Source organism: Pseudomonas sp. 32_A (assembly GCF_017490905.1).
Lineage (GTDB): Bacteria > Pseudomonadota > Gammaproteobacteria > Pseudomonadales > Pseudomonadaceae > Aquipseudomonas > Aquipseudomonas inefficax.
On sequence record NZ_JAFGYI010000038.1, the window covers coordinates 19,785 to 36,366 of the forward strand.

Annotated in this window: 16 protein-coding genes; 10 read left to right on the top strand and 6 right to left on the bottom strand. The window is 64.5% G+C overall.

What is annotated here, in order from left to right; genetic code table 11:
* Positions 1–32 precede the first annotated feature (32 nt).
* Positions 33–638, bottom strand: coding sequence for a protocatechuate 3,4-dioxygenase subunit alpha (gene pcaG, locus J5M58_RS20380; RefSeq protein ID WP_015271805.1), 606 nt, complete (start codon positions 636–638; stop codon positions 33–35).
* A 10-nt stretch (positions 639–648) separates the two neighbouring features.
* The gene (gene pcaH / locus J5M58_RS20385) at positions 649–1,368 is read right to left on the bottom strand and encodes a protocatechuate 3,4-dioxygenase subunit beta (RefSeq protein WP_003251597.1); all 720 of its coding nucleotides are present in this window, start codon (positions 1,366–1,368) and stop codon (positions 649–651) included.
* 224 nt (positions 1,369–1,592) lie between these two features.
* Between pcaH and J5M58_RS20390 the strand changes: the two genes are divergently transcribed.
* On the top strand, positions 1,593–2,480 hold the full coding sequence (locus tag J5M58_RS20390; RefSeq protein ID WP_025340648.1) for a neutral zinc metallopeptidase: 888 nt from the start codon (positions 1,593–1,595) through the stop codon (positions 2,478–2,480).
* A 334-nt stretch (positions 2,481–2,814) separates the two neighbouring features.
* Positions 2,815–4,734 carry a methyl-accepting chemotaxis protein gene (locus J5M58_RS20395; RefSeq protein ID WP_207879380.1) on the top strand — a complete coding sequence of 640 codons (1,920 nt, stop codon included), beginning with the start codon at positions 2,815–2,817 and terminating at the stop codon, positions 4,732–4,734.
* Positions 4,735–4,851: 117 nt separating this feature from the next.
* Here the strand turns inward: J5M58_RS20395 and ggt are convergent, their stop codons facing one another.
* The 3 genes from ggt to J5M58_RS20410 all read right to left on the bottom strand — a co-directional run bounded on the left by ggt (position 4,852) and on the right by J5M58_RS20410 (position 8,245).
* A complete protein-coding gene (gene ggt / locus J5M58_RS20400; RefSeq protein WP_207879382.1) occupies positions 4,852–6,519 on the bottom strand; it encodes a gamma-glutamyltransferase in 1,668 nt (555 codons plus the stop codon).
* A 117-nt stretch (positions 6,520–6,636) separates the two neighbouring features.
* On the bottom strand, positions 6,637–7,533 hold the full coding sequence (locus J5M58_RS20405) for a LysR family transcriptional regulator (RefSeq protein WP_112250120.1): 897 nt from the start codon (positions 7,531–7,533) through the stop codon (positions 6,637–6,639).
* A gap of 121 nt (positions 7,534–7,654) precedes the next feature.
* Positions 7,655–8,245, bottom strand: coding sequence for an NAD(P)H-dependent oxidoreductase (locus J5M58_RS20410; RefSeq protein ID WP_112250118.1), 591 nt, complete (start codon positions 8,243–8,245; stop codon positions 7,655–7,657).
* 155 nt (positions 8,246–8,400) lie between these two features.
* Here J5M58_RS20410 and J5M58_RS20415 point away from each other — a divergent pair, with 155 nt between their 5' ends.
* Entirely contained in the window at positions 8,401–8,715 is a 315-nt protein-coding gene (locus J5M58_RS20415; protein ID WP_112250116.1) for a putative quinol monooxygenase, read from the top strand.
* On the opposite strand, the gene J5M58_RS20420 is transcribed toward J5M58_RS20415, so the two are convergent.
* Positions 8,705–9,469 carry a sulfite exporter TauE/SafE family protein gene (locus tag J5M58_RS20420; RefSeq protein ID WP_207879384.1) on the bottom strand — a complete coding sequence of 255 codons (765 nt, stop codon included), beginning with the start codon at positions 9,467–9,469 and terminating at the stop codon, positions 8,705–8,707. The genes J5M58_RS20415 and J5M58_RS20420 overlap by 11 nt on opposite strands.
* Positions 9,470–9,546: 77 nt before the next feature.
* Between J5M58_RS20420 and J5M58_RS20425 the strand changes: the two genes are divergently transcribed.
* The 7 genes from J5M58_RS20425 to J5M58_RS20455 all read left to right on the top strand — a co-directional run bounded on the left by J5M58_RS20425 (position 9,547) and on the right by J5M58_RS20455 (position 16,545).
* Complete coding sequence (locus J5M58_RS20425) at positions 9,547–10,428, top strand: LysR family transcriptional regulator (RefSeq protein ID WP_207879386.1); 882 nt, start codon at positions 9,547–9,549, stop codon at positions 10,426–10,428.
* Between the two features lie 281 nt (positions 10,429–10,709).
* Positions 10,710–11,315, top strand: a complete 606-nt coding sequence (locus J5M58_RS20430) for a CDP-alcohol phosphatidyltransferase family protein (protein WP_112250110.1) — start codon at positions 10,710–10,712, stop codon at positions 11,313–11,315.
* 30 nt (positions 11,316–11,345) lie between these two features.
* Positions 11,346–13,100 carry a bifunctional alpha/beta hydrolase/class I SAM-dependent methyltransferase gene (locus J5M58_RS20435; RefSeq protein ID WP_112250108.1) on the top strand — a complete coding sequence of 585 codons (1,755 nt, stop codon included), beginning with the start codon at positions 11,346–11,348 and terminating at the stop codon, positions 13,098–13,100.
* Positions 13,101–14,549, top strand: coding sequence for a phosphatase PAP2/dual specificity phosphatase family protein (locus J5M58_RS20440; RefSeq protein ID WP_112250106.1), 1,449 nt, complete (start codon positions 13,101–13,103; stop codon positions 14,547–14,549).
* Positions 14,546–14,977: a hypothetical protein gene (locus J5M58_RS20445; protein WP_112250104.1), complete on the top strand. Its 432-nt coding sequence runs from the start codon at positions 14,546–14,548 to the stop codon at positions 14,975–14,977. Before J5M58_RS20440 ends, J5M58_RS20445 begins: the two co-directional genes overlap by 4 nt.
* 10 nt (positions 14,978–14,987) lie before the next feature.
* The gene (locus tag J5M58_RS20450; RefSeq protein WP_025340660.1) at positions 14,988–15,611 is read left to right on the top strand and encodes a lysophospholipid acyltransferase family protein; all 624 of its coding nucleotides are present in this window, start codon (positions 14,988–14,990) and stop codon (positions 15,609–15,611) included.
* Between the two features lies 1 nt (position 15,612).
* A complete protein-coding gene (locus tag J5M58_RS20455; protein WP_112250102.1) occupies positions 15,613–16,545 on the top strand; it encodes a phosphatidate cytidylyltransferase in 933 nt (310 codons plus the stop codon).
* Positions 16,546–16,582: the final 37 nt, after the last annotated feature.

Sequence of the window (16,582 nt, forward strand, 5' to 3'; positions counted from 1 at the left end):
GCGATGGGCCGCAAAGCGGCCCCAGGCTTCACTCAGAAGTCGAAGAACACCGTCTCCCCTTCCCCCTGAATACGGATATCGAAGCGATACGCCGTCTTCCCGTCCACCTCGCAACGCTTGGCCACCAGGGTCTCGCGCCGCTGCGGCTGCTCGATCAGGTTGAGCACCGGGCACTTGGCATTGGCCTCGGCCTCGTCATCGAAATACAGCCGCGTATGCAGGTGGATGTTGATCCCCCGGGCGAACAGGCTGATGTTGATGTGCGGCGCCATCGGCACGCCCGCAGCGTTGTTCACCACGCCCGGCTTGACCGTGTGCAGGGTCCACTCACCGGCATCGAAGGTGGTGGCGGTGCGGCCGAAGCTGTTGAAGGCGTTTTCCAGGTTGTAGGCATCCTGATACTCGCCGTTGGCATCGGCTTGCCACACTTCCAGGAACGAGTCGCGCACCAGGTGGCCGTTACCGTCATACACCTGGCCGATCAGCAGGATGTGCTCGCCCGGCGCGTCCGGCTTGGCCAGGCGGTTCCAGATTTCCTGGTCGCGGGTCGGGTTGCCGGCCGCTTCCAGGGCCAGGCCGATGTGCACGTAGGGGCCGGCGGTCTGCGAAGGGGTTTCCGGCAGCAGTTCGATTGGCATGGCGGGGTCCTCAGCAGTTTTCGAAGTGGGTCTTGCGCTGGCCGCGCAGCACGATGTCGAAGCGGTAGGCCAGGCAGTCCATCGGGTTGGCGTTGCTCATGTCGAGCTTGGCGATCAACTGCTGCACGGCTTGCGGGTTGGCGATCGACTTGACGATCGGGCACATCGGGATCAGCGGGTCACCCTCGAAGTACAGCTGGGTGATCAGCTTGGTGGCGATCGACGGGCCGCTGATGGCGAAGTGGATGTGCGCCGGGCGCCAGTCGTTCGGGCCGTTGCGCCATGGGTAAGGGCCCGGCTTGATGGTGCGGAAGCTGTAGTAGCCATCACGGTCGGTCAGGCAACGGCCGACGCCACCGAAGTTCGGGTCCAGCGGCGCCAGGTAGCGGTCGTTCTTGTGACGGTAGCGGCCGCCGGCATTGGCCTGCCACATTTCTACCAGGGTATTCGGCACAGGCTTGCCGTACTGGTCGACGACACGGCCGGCGACGATGATGCGCTCGCCGATCGGCAAGCCGCCGTTGTTGAAGTTCAGCAGCAGGTCATGGTCATGGGCGCCGAAGCCCAGGTGGGAAAAGTCCGGGCCGGTGGTTTCGCTGATCGACTGCGGGATGCTGACCAGTGCCTGGCGTGGCGAGCGGGCAATGGACGTCTTGTAGTCAGGCGTAAGGGCTTTCGGGTGCCAGTTGCGATCACGGATCACGAAGCGGCTGTTGTCCTGGGCGGGCATGCCGGTTTCCTCTCTTGGAATTATGGAAATGCGAGGGGGGTCTTGAAACCCTGTCGCGGGCAAGCCCGCTCCCATATGCAGTTTCAGGCAGGTAACCCGCAATGAATATTGAATTCAGCCACAGTGAACATAACCATTTGGTTATGTATGAACACCTTGGCCTGACACTCGCCGCCGTCGTGGACTAATCTTTGTCTTCTTGTTTCACGCTCCGGAGAGCATTCATGGATTGGCGAAAAGGCCGACGCAGCGACAATGTGGTCGATGCCCGAGGCGAAGGTGGTGGCGGCGGCATGCGTTTCGGCGGCGGCAAGGGGCTGGGGCTTGGAGCGGTGCTGCTGATTGTCGGCATCGGCTGGCTCACCGGCCAGGACCCGTTGCAGATTCTTGGCCAGCTCGCCGGCCAGATGGAGCAGCAACAACAGCAGGCACCCAGCAGCGCGGGCGGCAAGGCCCCGCCGGCCAACGACCAGCAGGCCGAGTTCGTCGCCTCGATCCTGGGCGACACCGAAGACACCTGGAAAGCCCTGTTCGCCGAGGGCGGCAAGCAGTACCGCGACCCCAAGCTGGTGCTGTTCAGCGGCCAGGTCAATTCGGCCTGTGGCTTTGCCTCGGCGGCGGTGGGGCCCTTCTACTGCCCGGCAGACCAGCGGGTCTACCTGGACATGTCGTTCTTCCGCGAAATGGAAACCCGCTTCGCCGCAGCCGGCGACTTTGCCCAGGCCTACGTGATTGCCCACGAAATCGGCCATCACGTACAGACCCTGCTGGGCGTGTCGGCCAAGGTCGATGCCGCGCGTCGTAGTGGCCAGCGCATGGAAGGCGACAATGGCCTGCTGGTGCGCCAAGAGCTGCAGGCCGACTGCCTGGCCGGGGTATGGGCCTACCAGGCGCAGAAGCGCCTGAACTGGCTGGAACCTGGCGACGTCGAAGAGGCGCTGAACGCGGCCAATGCCATTGGCGATGACCGCCTGCAGCAGCAAGGCCGCGGGCGCGTGGTACCAGACTCGTTCACCCACGGCACCTCGGCGCAACGGGTGCGCTGGTTCAAGGCCGGGTTTGCCGAGGGCGAAGTGAACCGCTGCGATACCTTCAGCGCGCGCAACCTTTGAATAGCTTCCAAAACCGACGCGATCCCTGTAGGAGCGGCTTTAGCCGCGAACACCGGCAAAGCCGGTGCCATCCACCGCGTCGCCTGCTTCGCGGGCACGCCCGCTCCCACAGGTAAATCGCTGCCCTTGAAGTTGGCGCTATCCCTGTGGGAGCGGGCATGCCCGCGAAGGGCTGCAGAGCAGCCCCAATCAAGCCAGTTACAAATCTGCTGAAAAAGCGTTTCAGCTTCCTCCATCACTGCCGATAACCCCTGCACGAATCAGCGGGCATCCAGAACAACAACGCCTGGCGATCGAAGATCAAGCGAGCGAAAACAACTTCTGGAGAGCGTGCATGAACAGCTGGTTCGCCAACATCAGCGTCAACCTCAAACTCGGCCTGGGCTTCGGCCTGGTACTGATCCTCACCGGCCTGCTGGCCCTGACCGGCTGGACCAGCCTGGGCAGCCTGATCGACCGCAGCAACTGGATGGGCGATATCGGCCAGCTCAACAAGGACCTGACCGACCTGCGCATTGCCCGCCTGCAGTACATGATCGCCAACGGCGACGATGCCGCCGCCGCCAACACCCAGACCAAACTGGACGCCTTCAGCAAGCAGCAGGCCTACCTGGCCAGCACCTTCAAGAGCCCGGAAAACATCAAGCTGCTGGGTGAACTGGGCGAGACCATCAGCGCCTACAAGGTGTCGCTGAACAAGATGCGCCAGGGCTACGACGCCACCCGCACCGCGCGCACGGCCATGGACGGCTCGGCCAGCCGTGCCGACCAGGCCATGGACGCCCTCAGCCAGGAAGTCATGGCACGCCCCGAAGCCGACAGCGTGCGCCTGGCCCAGTATCAGCTGATCAGCAAGGCCCGCCAGCAACTGCTGCAGGTACGCATCGACGTACGCGGCTACATTGCCGAAAACAGTGCTGCCAACGAACAGGCCGCCCTGCGCCAGCTGGACGCCGCGCTGGCCGAAATCGACAACCTCAAGCGCCAGCTGCCGGCCGAAGACACGCGCCTGCAACAGTTCGAAGGCTCGGTGCTGGCCTACCGTGACGCCGTGCGCCAGTTCCGCGATGCGGTCGCCAACATCACCACTGCGCGCGCCGAAATGACTGTACAAGGTGCCGACATCGTCAAGCGCAGCGACGCGCTGTACCAGATCCAGCTGCAGCGCCGCGACATCGAGAGCACCCAGGCCCGCAGCCTGCAGGCCATCGCCACGCTGCTGGCACTGCTGGTCGGCGTGCTGGCGGCAGTGCTGATCACCCGGCAGATCACCCGCCCGCTGCGCGACACCATGGTGGCAGTGGAAAAGATCGCCAGCGGCGACCTCACCCAGCACCTGCGCGTCACCCGCCGCGACGAACTGGGCGTGCTGCAACAAGGCATCGCCCGCATGGGCACCACTTTGCGCGAGCTGATCAGCGGCATCCGCGATGGCGTCACCCAGATCGCCAGCGCTGCCGAGGAACTGTCGGCGGTGACCGAGCAGACCAGCGCCGGCGCCAACAGCCAGAAGGTCGAGACCGACCAGGTGGCCACCGCCATGCATGAAATGGCCGCTACCGTTCAGGAAGTGGCGCGCAATGCCGAACAGGCTTCACATGCCGCCACCGGCGCCGATGACGAAGCCCGTGCCGGCGACCGCGTGGTGGGCGAAGCCATTGGCCAGATCGAGCGCCTGGCCGAGGACATGCACCGCTCCACCGACGCCATGAACCTGCTGCAGCAGGAAAGCCAGAAGATCGGCAGTGTGATGGACGTGATCAAGTCGGTGGCCGAACAGACCAACTTGCTGGCACTAAACGCAGCAATCGAGGCAGCGCGTGCCGGCGAGGCCGGCCGTGGCTTTGCGGTGGTTGCCGACGAAGTGCGCGGCCTGGCCCAGCGCACACAGAAATCCACCGAAGAGATCGAAGAGCTGATCGCCAGCCTGCAGCATGGCACCCAGCAAGTCGCGAACGCCATGCAGGGCAGCCGTAGCCTGACCGACAGCAGCGTCGAGCTGGCGCGCAAGGCCGGGGCTTCGCTGGAGAGCATCACCAGCACGGTGTCGAGCATCCAGTCGATGAACCAGCAGATTGCGGCAGCGGCAGAGCAGCAGAGTGCGGTGGCTGAAGAGATCAGCCGCAGCATCCTGAATGTGCGCGATGTGTCGGAGCAGACGGCGGCAGCCAGTGACGAGACGGCGGCGTCTAGCGTGGAGCTGGCACGCCTTGGCGGGCAATTGCAGACGTTGGTCAGCCAGTTCCGCGTCTGACCGATAGATAGGATTCGCGGGTAAACCCGCTCCCACAGGTACAGTGCAAGTTTCGAAGGCTGCACCAATCCTGTGGGAGCGGGTTTACCCGCGAATGCGTCTGCACTGCCTATACAATCATTTGACGATCATCCCTACCCCACGCCCACGCGGATCCGAAGCGGTCTCCAGCTTCGTCCCATCAACCCGGATCGCCTGGATATCCCCCATCTCCCAGCCCTGGTCCTCCAGCACATAGCCCATCTTCTTCAGTTCATCAGCCACCGGCCCGGTCAGCGGCGCATAGCTGTCGAAGTAGATGGTGTCCTTGGGCAGCAACTGATGGTGCACGCGCTGCGCCGCCACCGCCTTGTCCAGCGGCATGTCGTAGTCGTACAGGTTGTTCATCACCTGGAAGATCGAGGTGAAGATCCGCGAGCCACCCGGGGTACCGATGACCAGCTCGACCTTGCCATCACGGGTCATCAGGCTGGGGCTCATGGACGACAGCATGCGCTTGCCCGGGGCGATGGCATTGGCATCGCCGCCGACCACACCAAAGGCGTTCGCCGCCCCCCGCTTGGCGCTGAAATCGTCCATCTCGTCGTTGAGCAGGAAGCCGGCGCCTTTCACCACCACACCACTGCCGTAATCGAGGTTGAGGGTGTAGGTGTTGCTGACCGCATTGCCCTGCTTGTCGACGATCGAGAAGTGCGTGGTCTGGTGCGGTTCCAGGCCCGGCTTGACCTTGTCGGTGTCGGAAATGGCCTTCGGGTTGACCTGCGCGGCGCGCTTGGCCAGGTAGTCCTTGGCCACCAGCTGATCCACCGGCACTTTGGTAAAGGCCGGGTCGCCAAGGTAGTCGGCGCGGTCGGCGAACACGCGCTTCTCGATCTCGGCCAACAGGTGTATGTACTGCGCCGAGTTGTGCGCCACACCCTTGAAGTCCGCCGCGCGGTTTTCCTTGATGCCCAGCAGCTGGGCCAGGGCGACGCCACCGGAGCTTGGCGGTGGCGCGGTATACACCACGTTGCCACGCCAGCTCACGGCCATCGGCTCACGCCAAACGGCCTTGTAGTCCTTGAGGTCCTGTTTGGTGATCAGGCCCTTGTCGGCCTGCATCTGCGCCACCAGCAGGTCGGCGGTCTTGCCCTGGTAGAACTCGCTCACGCCCTTGTCGGCGATGCGTTCCAGGGTCTGGGCCATTTCCGGTTGCTTGAACAGCTCGCCGACCTTCATGTTGCCGAAGTAGTCGTTGAAATTGGTCGCGGTCTTGAACATGCCCTGGGCATCGTTGCGGTACTGGTACTGCTTTGCGGCCACCTTGAAGCCGTTTTTCGCATAGCCGATGGCCGGGGTCAGCAGCTCGCTCCAGGGCAGCTTGCCGAACTTCTGGTGCGCCTCCCACAACCCCATCACCGTGCCCGGTACGCCAGCAGCGCGTGCCCCGACCAGGCTGAGGTTCTCGATGACCTCACCCTTTTCGTCCAGGTACATGTTGCGCGTGGCGGCCTGGGGCGCGACTTCGCGGTAGTCGAGGAAGTAGGGTTTGCCGTCGACGAACAGGGTCATGAACCCGCCACCGCCGATGTTGCCAGCCTCGGGATAGGTCACCGCCAGGGTGAATGCCGTAGCCACTGCCGCATCCACCGCGTTGCCGCCTTTCTTGAGGATGTCGGCGGCCACCTGTGCACCATATTGATCGGGGGCGGCTACTGCGCCGCCCTCAAGGTTGGCGGCATGAACCGAGGAACAGCTCAGGATCGCGGCTGCGAGAGCCAGGTACTGGAACGGAGCAATACGCATGACACTTCCTTGGTGTTGTTTTTGTTGAGCAGTCAGTAAGGCCGAAGCGTTCCGACTGTGCAAACAACCGCAGGAAGTTTCGCCGCCTGTGGACAGGATCTGTCGCGTTCAGGCAACTCAGCTGGCGTACATCGCCAGCTTGCGCTGAATGAAATCGAGGAAGCACTGGATACGCAGCGCCAGCTGGGTGTTGCGGTAGTACACCGCATGGATCGGCTGGCGGTAGCCGTTGTTGGCTTCGCTCAGCAGCACTTGCAGGCGCCCGGTGCGGATGTCCTCGTGGGTCATGAAGTGCGACAGGCTGACGATGCCCTCGCCGGCCAGCGCCAGTTGGCGCAAGGTCTCGCCGCTGGAGGCGATCAGCGACGGGCGGATGCTCCAGCGGTCACCTTGGGCATGGCGCAATGGCCAGTGGTTGAGCGATTCGGGCTGGCTGAAGCCGAGCAGGCAGTGCTTGGCCAGGTCCTCGACCCGCTGCGGCGTGCCGTGCTGCTCGAGGTAGGCCGGGCTGGCCAGCACCTGTACCGGGCTGCACCCCAGGCTGCGCGCGTGCAGGCTGGAGTCGGCCAGTTCACCGATGCGGATCGCCACATCGGTGCTCTGCTCGAGCAGGTCGATGATCAGGTCGTCGGTATTGAGTTCCAGTTCGATGCCAGGGTATTGACGGCGGAATTCGCCGATCCACGGCAGGATGGCATGCAGCATGAACGGCGCGGCGGCGTTGATGCGCAGGCGCCCGGTAGGGGTCTGGCGGTTCATCGACAGGCGCTCTTCCATCTCGTCCATCTGCTCCAGGATCAACCGCGCGCGTTCGAGGAAGAAGCGGCCCTCCTCGGTCAGGTCCATGCGCCGGGTGGTACGGTTGACCAGCGTGGTGCCCAGCTTGCCTTCAAGACGCGACAGGGTACGACTGACGGCGGACGGGGTCTGGCCCATCTGCTCGGCAGCAGCGGAGATCGAGCCGCAGTCGATGACGGCGACGAATACCTGCAGTTCTTCGGATCGGGTTTTCACATCTGCGCCTGTGGTTGGTCTCTGCTGGGATTAGATAGCCGGTTGTCGAGGCCAAGTCCAGCGGTGCTTGTACGGGCCTCTTCGCGGGTGAACCCGCGAAGAGGCCAGCCCAGGAAAAACCTTACTGCGCCTTGCCGAACACCTTGTCCAGATGCGCCTCATAGGCCGCCAAAGCAGCCGGCACATCGGGCCGCTTCATCACATCCACCGCCAAGAAAGTCGGCAGCCCGGTCATGCCAAGGAACTGGTTGGCCTTGTGGAACGGGAAGTACACCGCGTCCACCCCCTTGCCCTCGAAGAAGTCGCTCGGGTCGTCGAATGCCTGCTGCGGCGCATTCCAGGTCAGCGAAAGCATGTACTGCTTGCCATGCACCAGGCCACCGCTGCCGTACTTCTGCGAATGGTCCGCACGGGTACGGCCGTCGTTGGCATACAGGCTGCCGTGGCCTGCGGTGAATACGTCATCGATATATTTCTTCACAGTCCATGGCGCGCCCATCCACCAGCCGGGCATCTGGTAGATGACCACATCGGCCCAGAGGAACTTCTCAACCTCTTCCCTGGCGTCGTAGCCGCCGTCGATGAAGGTTTGCCGCACATCGAACCCCGCCCGGTCCAGGTGAGCGATGGCCGCTTCGTGCAAGGTCGCGTTTAGGCGACCATCAGAGTGAGCGAACTGTTTACCACCGTTGAGCAAAAGGATCTTCTTCATGCGGGCCTCCGGAAAATTCAGGCCAGCAGGTTAGGAGCTCGCGGGCGCGGGATACAGTAATGCATGGGCAAAATACAATTGACCTGAAGTCACGAATAAATAACCCATTATTGCCTTAGAATCGTATCACCCTCCCCATCACCGAGTAGCGATCCATGAGTGAGCAGTACGCCTTCATCCTCAAAGCCAAGACCCGCCCGGAAATGGCTGAAGCGTTCGAAACCCTGTTCCGCGCCTACGTCGAACCAAGCCGCCAGGAGCCGGGCTGCATCGAGTACCACATGCTGCGCGACAAGCAGGACCCGAGCCTGTTCGTGTTCTTCGAGGTCTGGGCCGACAAGGCCGCGCTGGATGTGCATTCGGCCCTGCCGCACATGACCGCGTTCTTCGAAAAACGCATGGACTACCTGGAACGCGACTTCGACATCCAGATGATCGACATGCTCAGCGTATCAAGCGCTAACCGCTGATCAGCAAATGGCCGCCGAGTGCGGCCAGGCCGATGAAGAAGCAGCGTTTGAAGAGCAGCGCGCTGATGCGCTGACGCAGCCACTGGCCGGCCAGCATGCCGAGCAAGGCCGGCGCCAGCATCAGCAGCGAAGCACCCAGTGCCTGGCCACCCAGGGCATCCTGCCCGGCCAGGCCAACGGCCAAGGCCAGGGTCGAAACCGTGAACGACAGGCCCAGGGCCTGGATCATCTGTTCCCGGCTCAAACCCAAGCTCTGCAGGTAGGGCACCGCCGGTATCACGAATACCCCGGTCGCCGCCGTGACCACGCCCGTAACCAGCCCGCAAAGCGGCCCCGACCAACGCTCCCGCCCGGGTGCCAGGCGCAAGCCCGGGCCGACCAGCCCGTACAGCGCATACACCACCAAGGCCGCGCCCAGTGCATGTACGGCCCAAGGGCCGCTGTTGATCCCCAGCCAGGTACTGCCCAGCAAGGTACCGACGAAGATCATCGCCAGCATTGGCCACAGGCGCACCAGCAACCCCCGCAGGTGCCCACCGCTGGCCAGCTGCCACAGGTTGGTGAGGGTCGACGGCACGATCAGCAATGCCGCAGCCTGCGCCGGTGACATAGCCAGGCCCAACAGGCCCATGGCGATGGTCGGCAGGCCGAGGCCGATCACCCCCTTCACCGCGCCGGCCAGCAGGAAGGTCAGTACCACCAGCAGCGACAGCGCTGGGCCAATGTTCTGATAGAAAGCGAGCAAGGTATCCATGGGCCGATGATGGCGTGTGCCGGCCGGGCTGAAAATCTGCCATATACTCAACCAGACTCTTGCCAGGACAGAGCCACATGCATTTCGACCTTATCGACCTCAGGCTGTTCCAGCACACCCTGGAGTGCGGCAACATCACCGCCGGCGCCAGCCGCAGCCATCTGTCGCTGGCAGCAGCCAGTGCGCGCATCCGCGCCATGGAGGCATCGCTGGGCATCCCTCTGCTGGAGCGCAACCGCCGTGGCGTGCAACCGACCCCGGCCGGCCAGGCACTGCTGCAGCATGCCCGGCTGATAACGCAGCAGGCCGAGCGCCTGCAGTTCGACCTGGGCCAGTACGCGCAAGGGCAGCAGGGCCAGGTGCGCCTGCTGTGCAACACGGCCGCGCTCACGGAGTACCTGCCGGAACTATTGGCCAGCTATCTGGCTGAAAACCCCGGAGTCAGCGTGGATGTGCAAGAGTTGCCGAGCCTGCGCATCGTGCAGTCGATTACCCAAGGCATGGCAGACCTGGGCATCGTTTCGACCGCCGCACCCAGCGCGCACCTGCAGACCCGGCCGTTTCGCGAAGACCCGTTGGTGTTGGTAACGCCGCTGCGCCACCCGCTGGCCAGTGAGGTCGCGCCGAGCTTTATCGATAGCCTGGCCCATGGCTATGTCGGCCTGGGAGCCGGCAGTGCATTGGCGTTGTACCTGGAAGAGCAGGCGCTGCGCGAGGGGCTGCGCATGCAGGTTCGGGTGCGTGCCGAGGGGTTCGATGGGGTGATCCGTATGGTTGCGGGCGGAGCCGGAGTGGGGATTGTGCCGCTGGCTGCGGTGAAGCGTTGGCAAGGGGTGTTGCCGTTGCACTGGGTGGCGCTGACGGAACCATGGGCCAATCGCCGGTTGCTGGTGTGTGCGCGCGATTTTGCGGCATTGCCGGGGTATGCCGCAGGGTTGGTAACCGCCCTCACCCGCTGACGGAGTGGATGGCACGGGCTTCGCCCGTGTTCGCGGGTGAACCCGCTCCCACAGAATATGTGATATCTCTCGGATGAGCGCTGTACCTGTGGAAGCGGGCGAGCCCGCGAAGCAGCCACCGCGATGGATGGCACGGGCTTCGCCCGTGTTCGCGGGCGGGCCCGCTCCCACAGGATATGTAATATCTCTCGGGTCGACGCGGTGCCTGTGGGAGCGGGTTTACCCGCGAAGAAGGCTCGCACACAATGGCACCATAACGACCCACCGAAAAGGACCTTCCAGTGGCATCGATCTACCAGCTCAAACCGCGCTTCCAGGCCCTGCTCCGCCCTGCTGTGCAGCGCCTCCACGACCGCGGTGTCACCGCCAACCAGGTCACCGTCGCCGCCGCCCTGCTGTCAGTCCTGCTGGGCCTGCTGCTGGCTGCCCTGCCGCATCTCACCTGGTTGTTCATCCTGGTGCCGGTCTGGATGCTGCTGCGCATGGCACTGAACGCCGTCGACGGCATGCTCGCCAGGGAGTTCGGCCAGCAATCCACCCTCGGCGCCTACCTCAACGAACTGTGCGACGTGATCGCCGATGCCGCGCTGTACCTGCCCTTTGCCCTGCTGGCCGGTGTATCGCCAACCTTGATCGTCCTCGTGGTGCTCAGCGCCACCTTCAGCGAATACGCCGGTGTCATGGGCCCGCTGGCCGGCGCCTCACGGCGCTACGACGGCCCCATGGGCAAGAGCGACCGGGCGTTCGCTTTCGGCGTGCTGGGTACCGGTGTTGCCTTCGGCCTGCTGAGCGGCGCCTGGATCAACGGCTTGTTGCTGGTCATCCTCGCACTCTCGCTCTATACCCTCTACAACCGGGTTCGCCAGGGGCTGGCCGAAACCCGCTGAGCCCACTGCCGTCGTAAAAGGATGTCGACCATGCGCCAAGCGCAAGCGCTGCACTTCTCCACCCATGACGGCGTCGAGCTGCACTACCGTCACTGGCCTGCCACCCGTAACCAACACCAGCCACGCCGGGCCGTGGTGATGTTCCACCGCGGCCACGAACACGGCGGGCGCATGGCCCACCTGGCCGATGAGCTGGACATGCCAGGCTACGATTTCTTCGCTTGGGATGCCCGCGGCCACGGCCAGTCGCCGGGCGCGCGCGGCGACAGCCCGGGCTTCGCCACCAGCGTGCGCGATGTGCAGACCTTCATCGAGCACATCCAGGCCTGCCATGGCATCGCCGAACAGGACCTGGTAGTGCTGGCGCAGAGCGTCGGGGCCGTGCTGGTCGCCACCTGGGCCCACGACTACGCACCCAAGGTGCGCTGCCTGGTGCTGGCCTCGCCAGCGTTCAAGGTCAAACTGTACGTGCCATTTGCCCGCCCTGGCCTGAGGCTGCTGAAGGCGTTGCGCGGCAACTTCTTCGTCAACAGCTACGTCAAGCCTCGCCTGCTCACCCACGACCCCGAACGGGTCATGTCGTACGTGGCCGACCCGCTGATCAGCCGGCCGATTTCGGTGACCATGCTGCTGGGTCTGTACGAAGCCGCCGACCGGGTGGTAGCGGATGCCCAGGCCATCCAGCTACCGACGCAGTTGCTGGTGTCCGGTGCCGACTTCGTGGTCGAACGCCAGCCGCAGGAACGCTTCTTCGAACGCCTGGGCAGTGCGCGCAAGGAAATGCACATCCTGCCAGGCTTCTTCCACGACACCCTGGGCGAGCGTGATCGGGCCCATGCCTTGCGGCGCATCGAGCGGTTCGTCGAGCATTGCTTCGCCAGCCCCGCAGCCCTGCCGTCACTGCTCGATGCCGACAAGACCGGCGCCAGCTGCGCCGAGGCCGAAAGCCTGGCCGCACCGCTACCGCGCAACTCGCCCCGCGACCTTTACTGGCGCGCTACCCGCGCCGGCCTGCGCCTGGGCAAGGGGCTGTCCGAAGGCGTCAAGCTGGGTTTCGACACAGGTTTCGACTCCGGCAGCACCCTCGACTACGTATATCGTAACCAGGCGACCGGCAAGGGCAAGCTCGGCCACCTGGTCGACCGGAACTATCTTGATGCCATCGGCTGGCGTGGCATTCGCCAGCGCAAGCTGCACGTCGAAGAGCTGCTGCGCCTGGCCATCGCCCGCCTGCGCGAACAGCAACGACCAGTGCACATCGTCGATATCGCCGCCGGCCATGGCCGCTACATCCTCGAAGCCCTGCAAGAGCTGGAGCAACTGCCTGACTCGATCCTGCTGCGCGACTACAGCGAGCTGAACGTGCAGCAAGGCAGCGCGCTGATCGCGGAAAAAGGCCTGGCTGACATCGCCCGCTTCGTCCAGGGCGACGCTTTCGACCGCCAGAGCCTGGCCACGCTGGAGCAACCGCCTACCCTCGCTGTGGTCTCCGGCCTGTACGAACTGTTCGCCAGCAACCAGCTGGTGGGCAACTCGCTGGCCGGCCTGGCCGACGCGGTGGAAGATGGCGGCTACCTGGTCTACACCGGCCAGCCGTGGCACCCGCAACTGGAAATGATCGCCCGCGCCCTCACCAGCCACCGCGGCGGCGAAGCCTGGGTGATGCGTCGGCGTAGCCAGGCCGAAATGGACCAGCTGGTAGAGGCGGCGGGGTTTCGCAAGCTGGCCCAGCGCATCGATGAATGGGGCATTTTCAGTGTCAGCCTGGCACAACGGGTGCGTTGAATGAGCCCATCACGCGAGCCCCGGCTGATCCGCCGGGGCGTGTTCTGGCTTCTGTTGCTGGGGCCGCTGTTTTTCCTCAGCTACGGGCTGGCGAACAACCACACCGCCGGGCGCAGTGATGTCGGCAGCCTGGTGTTCGGCTGGGAAAGCCGCATGCCGTTGTGGCCGTGGACGATCATCCCGTACTGGTCGATCGACCTGCTCTACGGCTTGTCCTTCCTGCTGCCGCGCACGCGCCAGGAAATGGACCGGCACGCGCTGGCGTTGCTGACCGCGCAGCTGATCAGCGTCAGCTGCTTCCTGCTCTGGCCGCTGCGCTTCACCTTCGAGCGGCCGGAGCTGGGCGGTGTGTTCGGCTGGATGTTCGATGTGCTGATGGGCTTCGACAAGCCGTTCAACCAGGCGCCTTCGCTGCATATTGCCCTGCTGGTGATCATCTGGACGATGTTTGCCCGGCACGTGCAGCGCCAGCCCTGGCGTTGGCTGATGCATGGCTGGATGGCACTGATCGGGGTGTCGGTGCTGACCACCTGGCAGCACCATTTCATCGATGTGCCGACAGGGGCATTGGCGGGGTTCGTCTGCGTCTGGTTGTGGCCACATCGTGGGCAGTTGCCCTGGCAGCAGGTGCGCCTTGCACGGGATGCCAAGCGTTGGCGGTTGGCGTCGTTCTACGCAGTGGGGGGGCTGCTGTGCGCAGTGCCTGCCGTTGCGTTGGGCGGTGCCTGGCTGTGGTTGACCTGGCCGGCCGTGTCGCTGGCTTTGGTGGCGCTGAACTATGGTGTGCTCGGTGCAGGCGGGTTTCAGAAAGGCGCCGATGGGCGCTTGTCCAATGCAGCCAGCTGGCTGCTGGCGCCGTACCTGGTAGGGGCGTGGGTCAACTCGCGGTTGTGGACCTGGCGGCACCCCCAGGCGGATGAAGTGTGTGATGGCGTCTACCTTGGGCGGATTCCAGGGCGTGGCGTGCGGTTCGCTGCGGTGGTCGATTTGTGTGCGGAGCTACCGTGTCATGTTAAGGACAGCGCGGACAATTGTAGGAGCGGCCTTGTGTCGCGAAAGGGCTGCGAAGCGGCCCCAGGTTTTCAGCTTCGCAGCAGAGATTGCTGGGGCCGCTTCGCAGCCCTTTCGCGACACAAGGCCGCTCCTACAAAGGTCGCGTCCGCCGTTGGTTATGCATGTTTTCCTACCTTGGACCTGATCGCCCCGGAAAGCCCATTGCTGCACCAGGCCGCCGCCGCCATCGAACGCCTGCGCTCCCAAGGCCCGGTGCTGGTCTGCTGCGCGCTGGGCTATTCGCGCAGCGCCAGCGCCGTGGCCGCCTGGCTGGTGCTCACGGGCCGCTGCAGTGATGCTCGCCAGGCCGAAGCGCTGATCCGCAAGGCCCGCCCCGGCGTGGTCCTGCACAGCGCGCACCGCCAGGCCTTGCAACAGCCAGGGGCACAACCATGACCCTGCACTTGGTGGCCAGCCTGCTGGGCCGTGGCAAGCAGCTGGAACGCCTGTCGGACAGCCTCACCCTGCTGGCCCTGGCCTACGGCCTGGCGCCCTTGCTGGGAGCCCAGCTGCAACCAATGGCCAGCCTGCTATGCGTTGTGCTGCTGGTACTAGGCGTGCTGCACAAGTACTGGGCCATCCGCGTGGCCCTGGATGCCGAACTGTTCGCCCGCCTCGCCGCCAGCCGCGACCTGGCAGCGGACACCCAGGCCCTGGATCGCGCCCTGTTCGAGCTGAAGCTCAAACCGCAGGCCACCGATTCCCGCGCCTGGCCTGCACGCAGCCAGGCCGCGCTGGCCCTGCTGCGACGCCAGGCAGTGTGCCTGGGCCTGCAGCTGTCGCTGGCCCTGACTACCCTGCTGACACTGCCTTTGAAGGGATGACTACCGATCCATGCTCGCCAACCTGACCGCCTACCTCATCACATCCGCCGCCCGCCTGATCACCGGCGCCCGCGCCCTGTGGCTGGGCTGTACGCCGCTGCCGGTGCAGCGCCTGTACTTCGCCAACCACAGCAGCCATGGCGACTTCGTACTGCTATGGGCCTCGCTGCCGCAGCCGCTGCGCAAGCGTACCCGTCCGGTAGCCGGTGCCGACTATTGGGCCAAACCGGGCATTCGCGATTTTCTCATCCGCAAGGTCTTCAATGGTGTGCTGATCAACCGGCAGCACAGCGCCGGCCAGGGCAGCCCGTTGCAGCCGATCCTCGAAGCCGTGGCCCAGGGCGACTCGCTGATCTTCTTCCCGGAGGGCACCCGCAACCTCGGCGACGAGCCGCTGATGCCGTTCAGGAGCGGGCTGTATCACCTGGCAGCCGCCAACCCCGAAGTCGAGCTGGTGCCGGTGTGGATCGCCAACCTCAACCGAGTGATGCCCAAGGGTCGCGCGCTGCCGTTACCTTTGTTGTGCACATTGAGCTTTGGCGAGCCACTGCACCTGCAGGCGGATGAAAGCAAGCAAGCCTTTCTCGAGCGGGCCAGCCAGGCCCTGCTGAACCTGGCCCCCAAGGATGCCTGAGATGGACGACAACACCCTTTCCCTGTTCGCCGGCATCGGCGCCCTGCTGCTGCTCGCCAGCGTGATCGGCCGCCTGCTCAAATGGCGCGCCGGCCCGGCACCGCACGCGGTGATCGACAACCTCAACGCCCGCATCAACGCCTGGTGGGTGATGGTGCTGGTGATCGGCATCGCCTTCCTGTTCGGCAAGTACGGCGTGATCGTGCTGTTCTACGGCGTATCGTTCTATGCCCTGCGCGAGTTCATGACCCTCACCCCGACCCGGCGCAGCGACTACCCGGCGCTGGTGGCGGCGTTCTATGTGGCACTACCGGTGCAGTACGTGCTGATCGCCATGGACTGGTACGGGCTGTTCAGCATCTTCATCCCGGTGTACCTGTTCCTGCTGCTGCCGATCCTGGCCAGTTTCGGCGGCGACACCACGCGCTTTCTCGAGCGCGCCTCGAAGGTGCAGTGGGGGTTGATGATCGCGGTGTACTGCGTGTCGTCGGTACCGGCATTGATGACCCTGGACATCCCGGGTTACGAGGGCCGCAACCTGCTGCTGATCGCCTGGCTGATCCTGGTGGTGCAGATCAGCGACGTGCTGCAGTACGTGTGCGGCAAGCTGTTCGGCAAGCACAAGGTGGCACCCAACCTGTCGCCATCCAAGACCATTGAAGGCCTGGCCGGCGGCGTGGCGCTGGCCACCCTGATCGGGGCCCTGCTGTGCTGGATCACCCCGTTCACCTTCTGGCAGGCCGCACTGATGGCCTTGGCGGTGAACGCCATGGGCTTCTTCGGCGGGTTGGTGATGTCGGCGATCAAGCGCGACCGCGGGGTGAAGGACTGGGGGCACATGATCGAAGGCCACGGCGGCATGCTCGACCGCATGGATTCGGTGTGCTTTGCCGCGCCGGTGTTTTTCCATTTTGTGCGGTATTGGTGGGCGTAGTCTTACCCCCCAGGCGTATACGCGCTTTTGTAGGAGC

What these genes read in the sequence shown, in the direction of transcription:
- pcaG (WP_015271805.1), bottom strand. Translation starts at nt 638, where the DNA reads ATGCCAATCGAACTGCTGCCGGAAACCCCTTCGCAGACCGCCGGCCCC.
- pcaH (WP_003251597.1), bottom strand. Translation starts at nt 1,368, where the DNA reads ATGCCCGCCCAGGACAACAGCCGCTTCGTGATCCGTGATCGCAACTGG.
- J5M58_RS20390 (WP_025340648.1), top strand. Translation starts at nt 1,593, where the DNA reads ATGGATTGGCGAAAAGGCCGACGCAGCGACAATGTGGTCGATGCCCGA.
- J5M58_RS20395 (WP_207879380.1), top strand. Translation starts at nt 2,815, where the DNA reads ATGAACAGCTGGTTCGCCAACATCAGCGTCAACCTCAAACTCGGCCTG.
- ggt (WP_207879382.1), bottom strand. Translation starts at nt 6,519, where the DNA reads ATGCGTATTGCTCCGTTCCAGTACCTGGCTCTCGCAGCCGCGATCCTG.
- J5M58_RS20410 (WP_112250118.1), bottom strand. Translation starts at nt 8,245, where the DNA reads ATGAAGAAGATCCTTTTGCTCAACGGTGGTAAACAGTTCGCTCACTCT.
- J5M58_RS20415 (WP_112250116.1), top strand. Translation starts at nt 8,401, where the DNA reads ATGAGTGAGCAGTACGCCTTCATCCTCAAAGCCAAGACCCGCCCGGAA.
- J5M58_RS20420 (WP_207879384.1), bottom strand. Translation starts at nt 9,469, where the DNA reads ATGGATACCTTGCTCGCTTTCTATCAGAACATTGGCCCAGCGCTGTCG.
- J5M58_RS20425 (WP_207879386.1), top strand. Translation starts at nt 9,547, where the DNA reads ATGCATTTCGACCTTATCGACCTCAGGCTGTTCCAGCACACCCTGGAG.
- J5M58_RS20435 (WP_112250108.1), top strand. Translation starts at nt 11,346, where the DNA reads ATGCGCCAAGCGCAAGCGCTGCACTTCTCCACCCATGACGGCGTCGAG.
- J5M58_RS20440 (WP_112250106.1), top strand. Translation starts at nt 13,101, where the DNA reads ATGAGCCCATCACGCGAGCCCCGGCTGATCCGCCGGGGCGTGTTCTGG.
- J5M58_RS20445 (WP_112250104.1), top strand. Translation starts at nt 14,546, where the DNA reads ATGACCCTGCACTTGGTGGCCAGCCTGCTGGGCCGTGGCAAGCAGCTG.
- J5M58_RS20450 (WP_025340660.1), top strand. Translation starts at nt 14,988, where the DNA reads ATGCTCGCCAACCTGACCGCCTACCTCATCACATCCGCCGCCCGCCTG.
- J5M58_RS20455 (WP_112250102.1), top strand. Translation starts at nt 15,613, where the DNA reads ATGGACGACAACACCCTTTCCCTGTTCGCCGGCATCGGCGCCCTGCTG.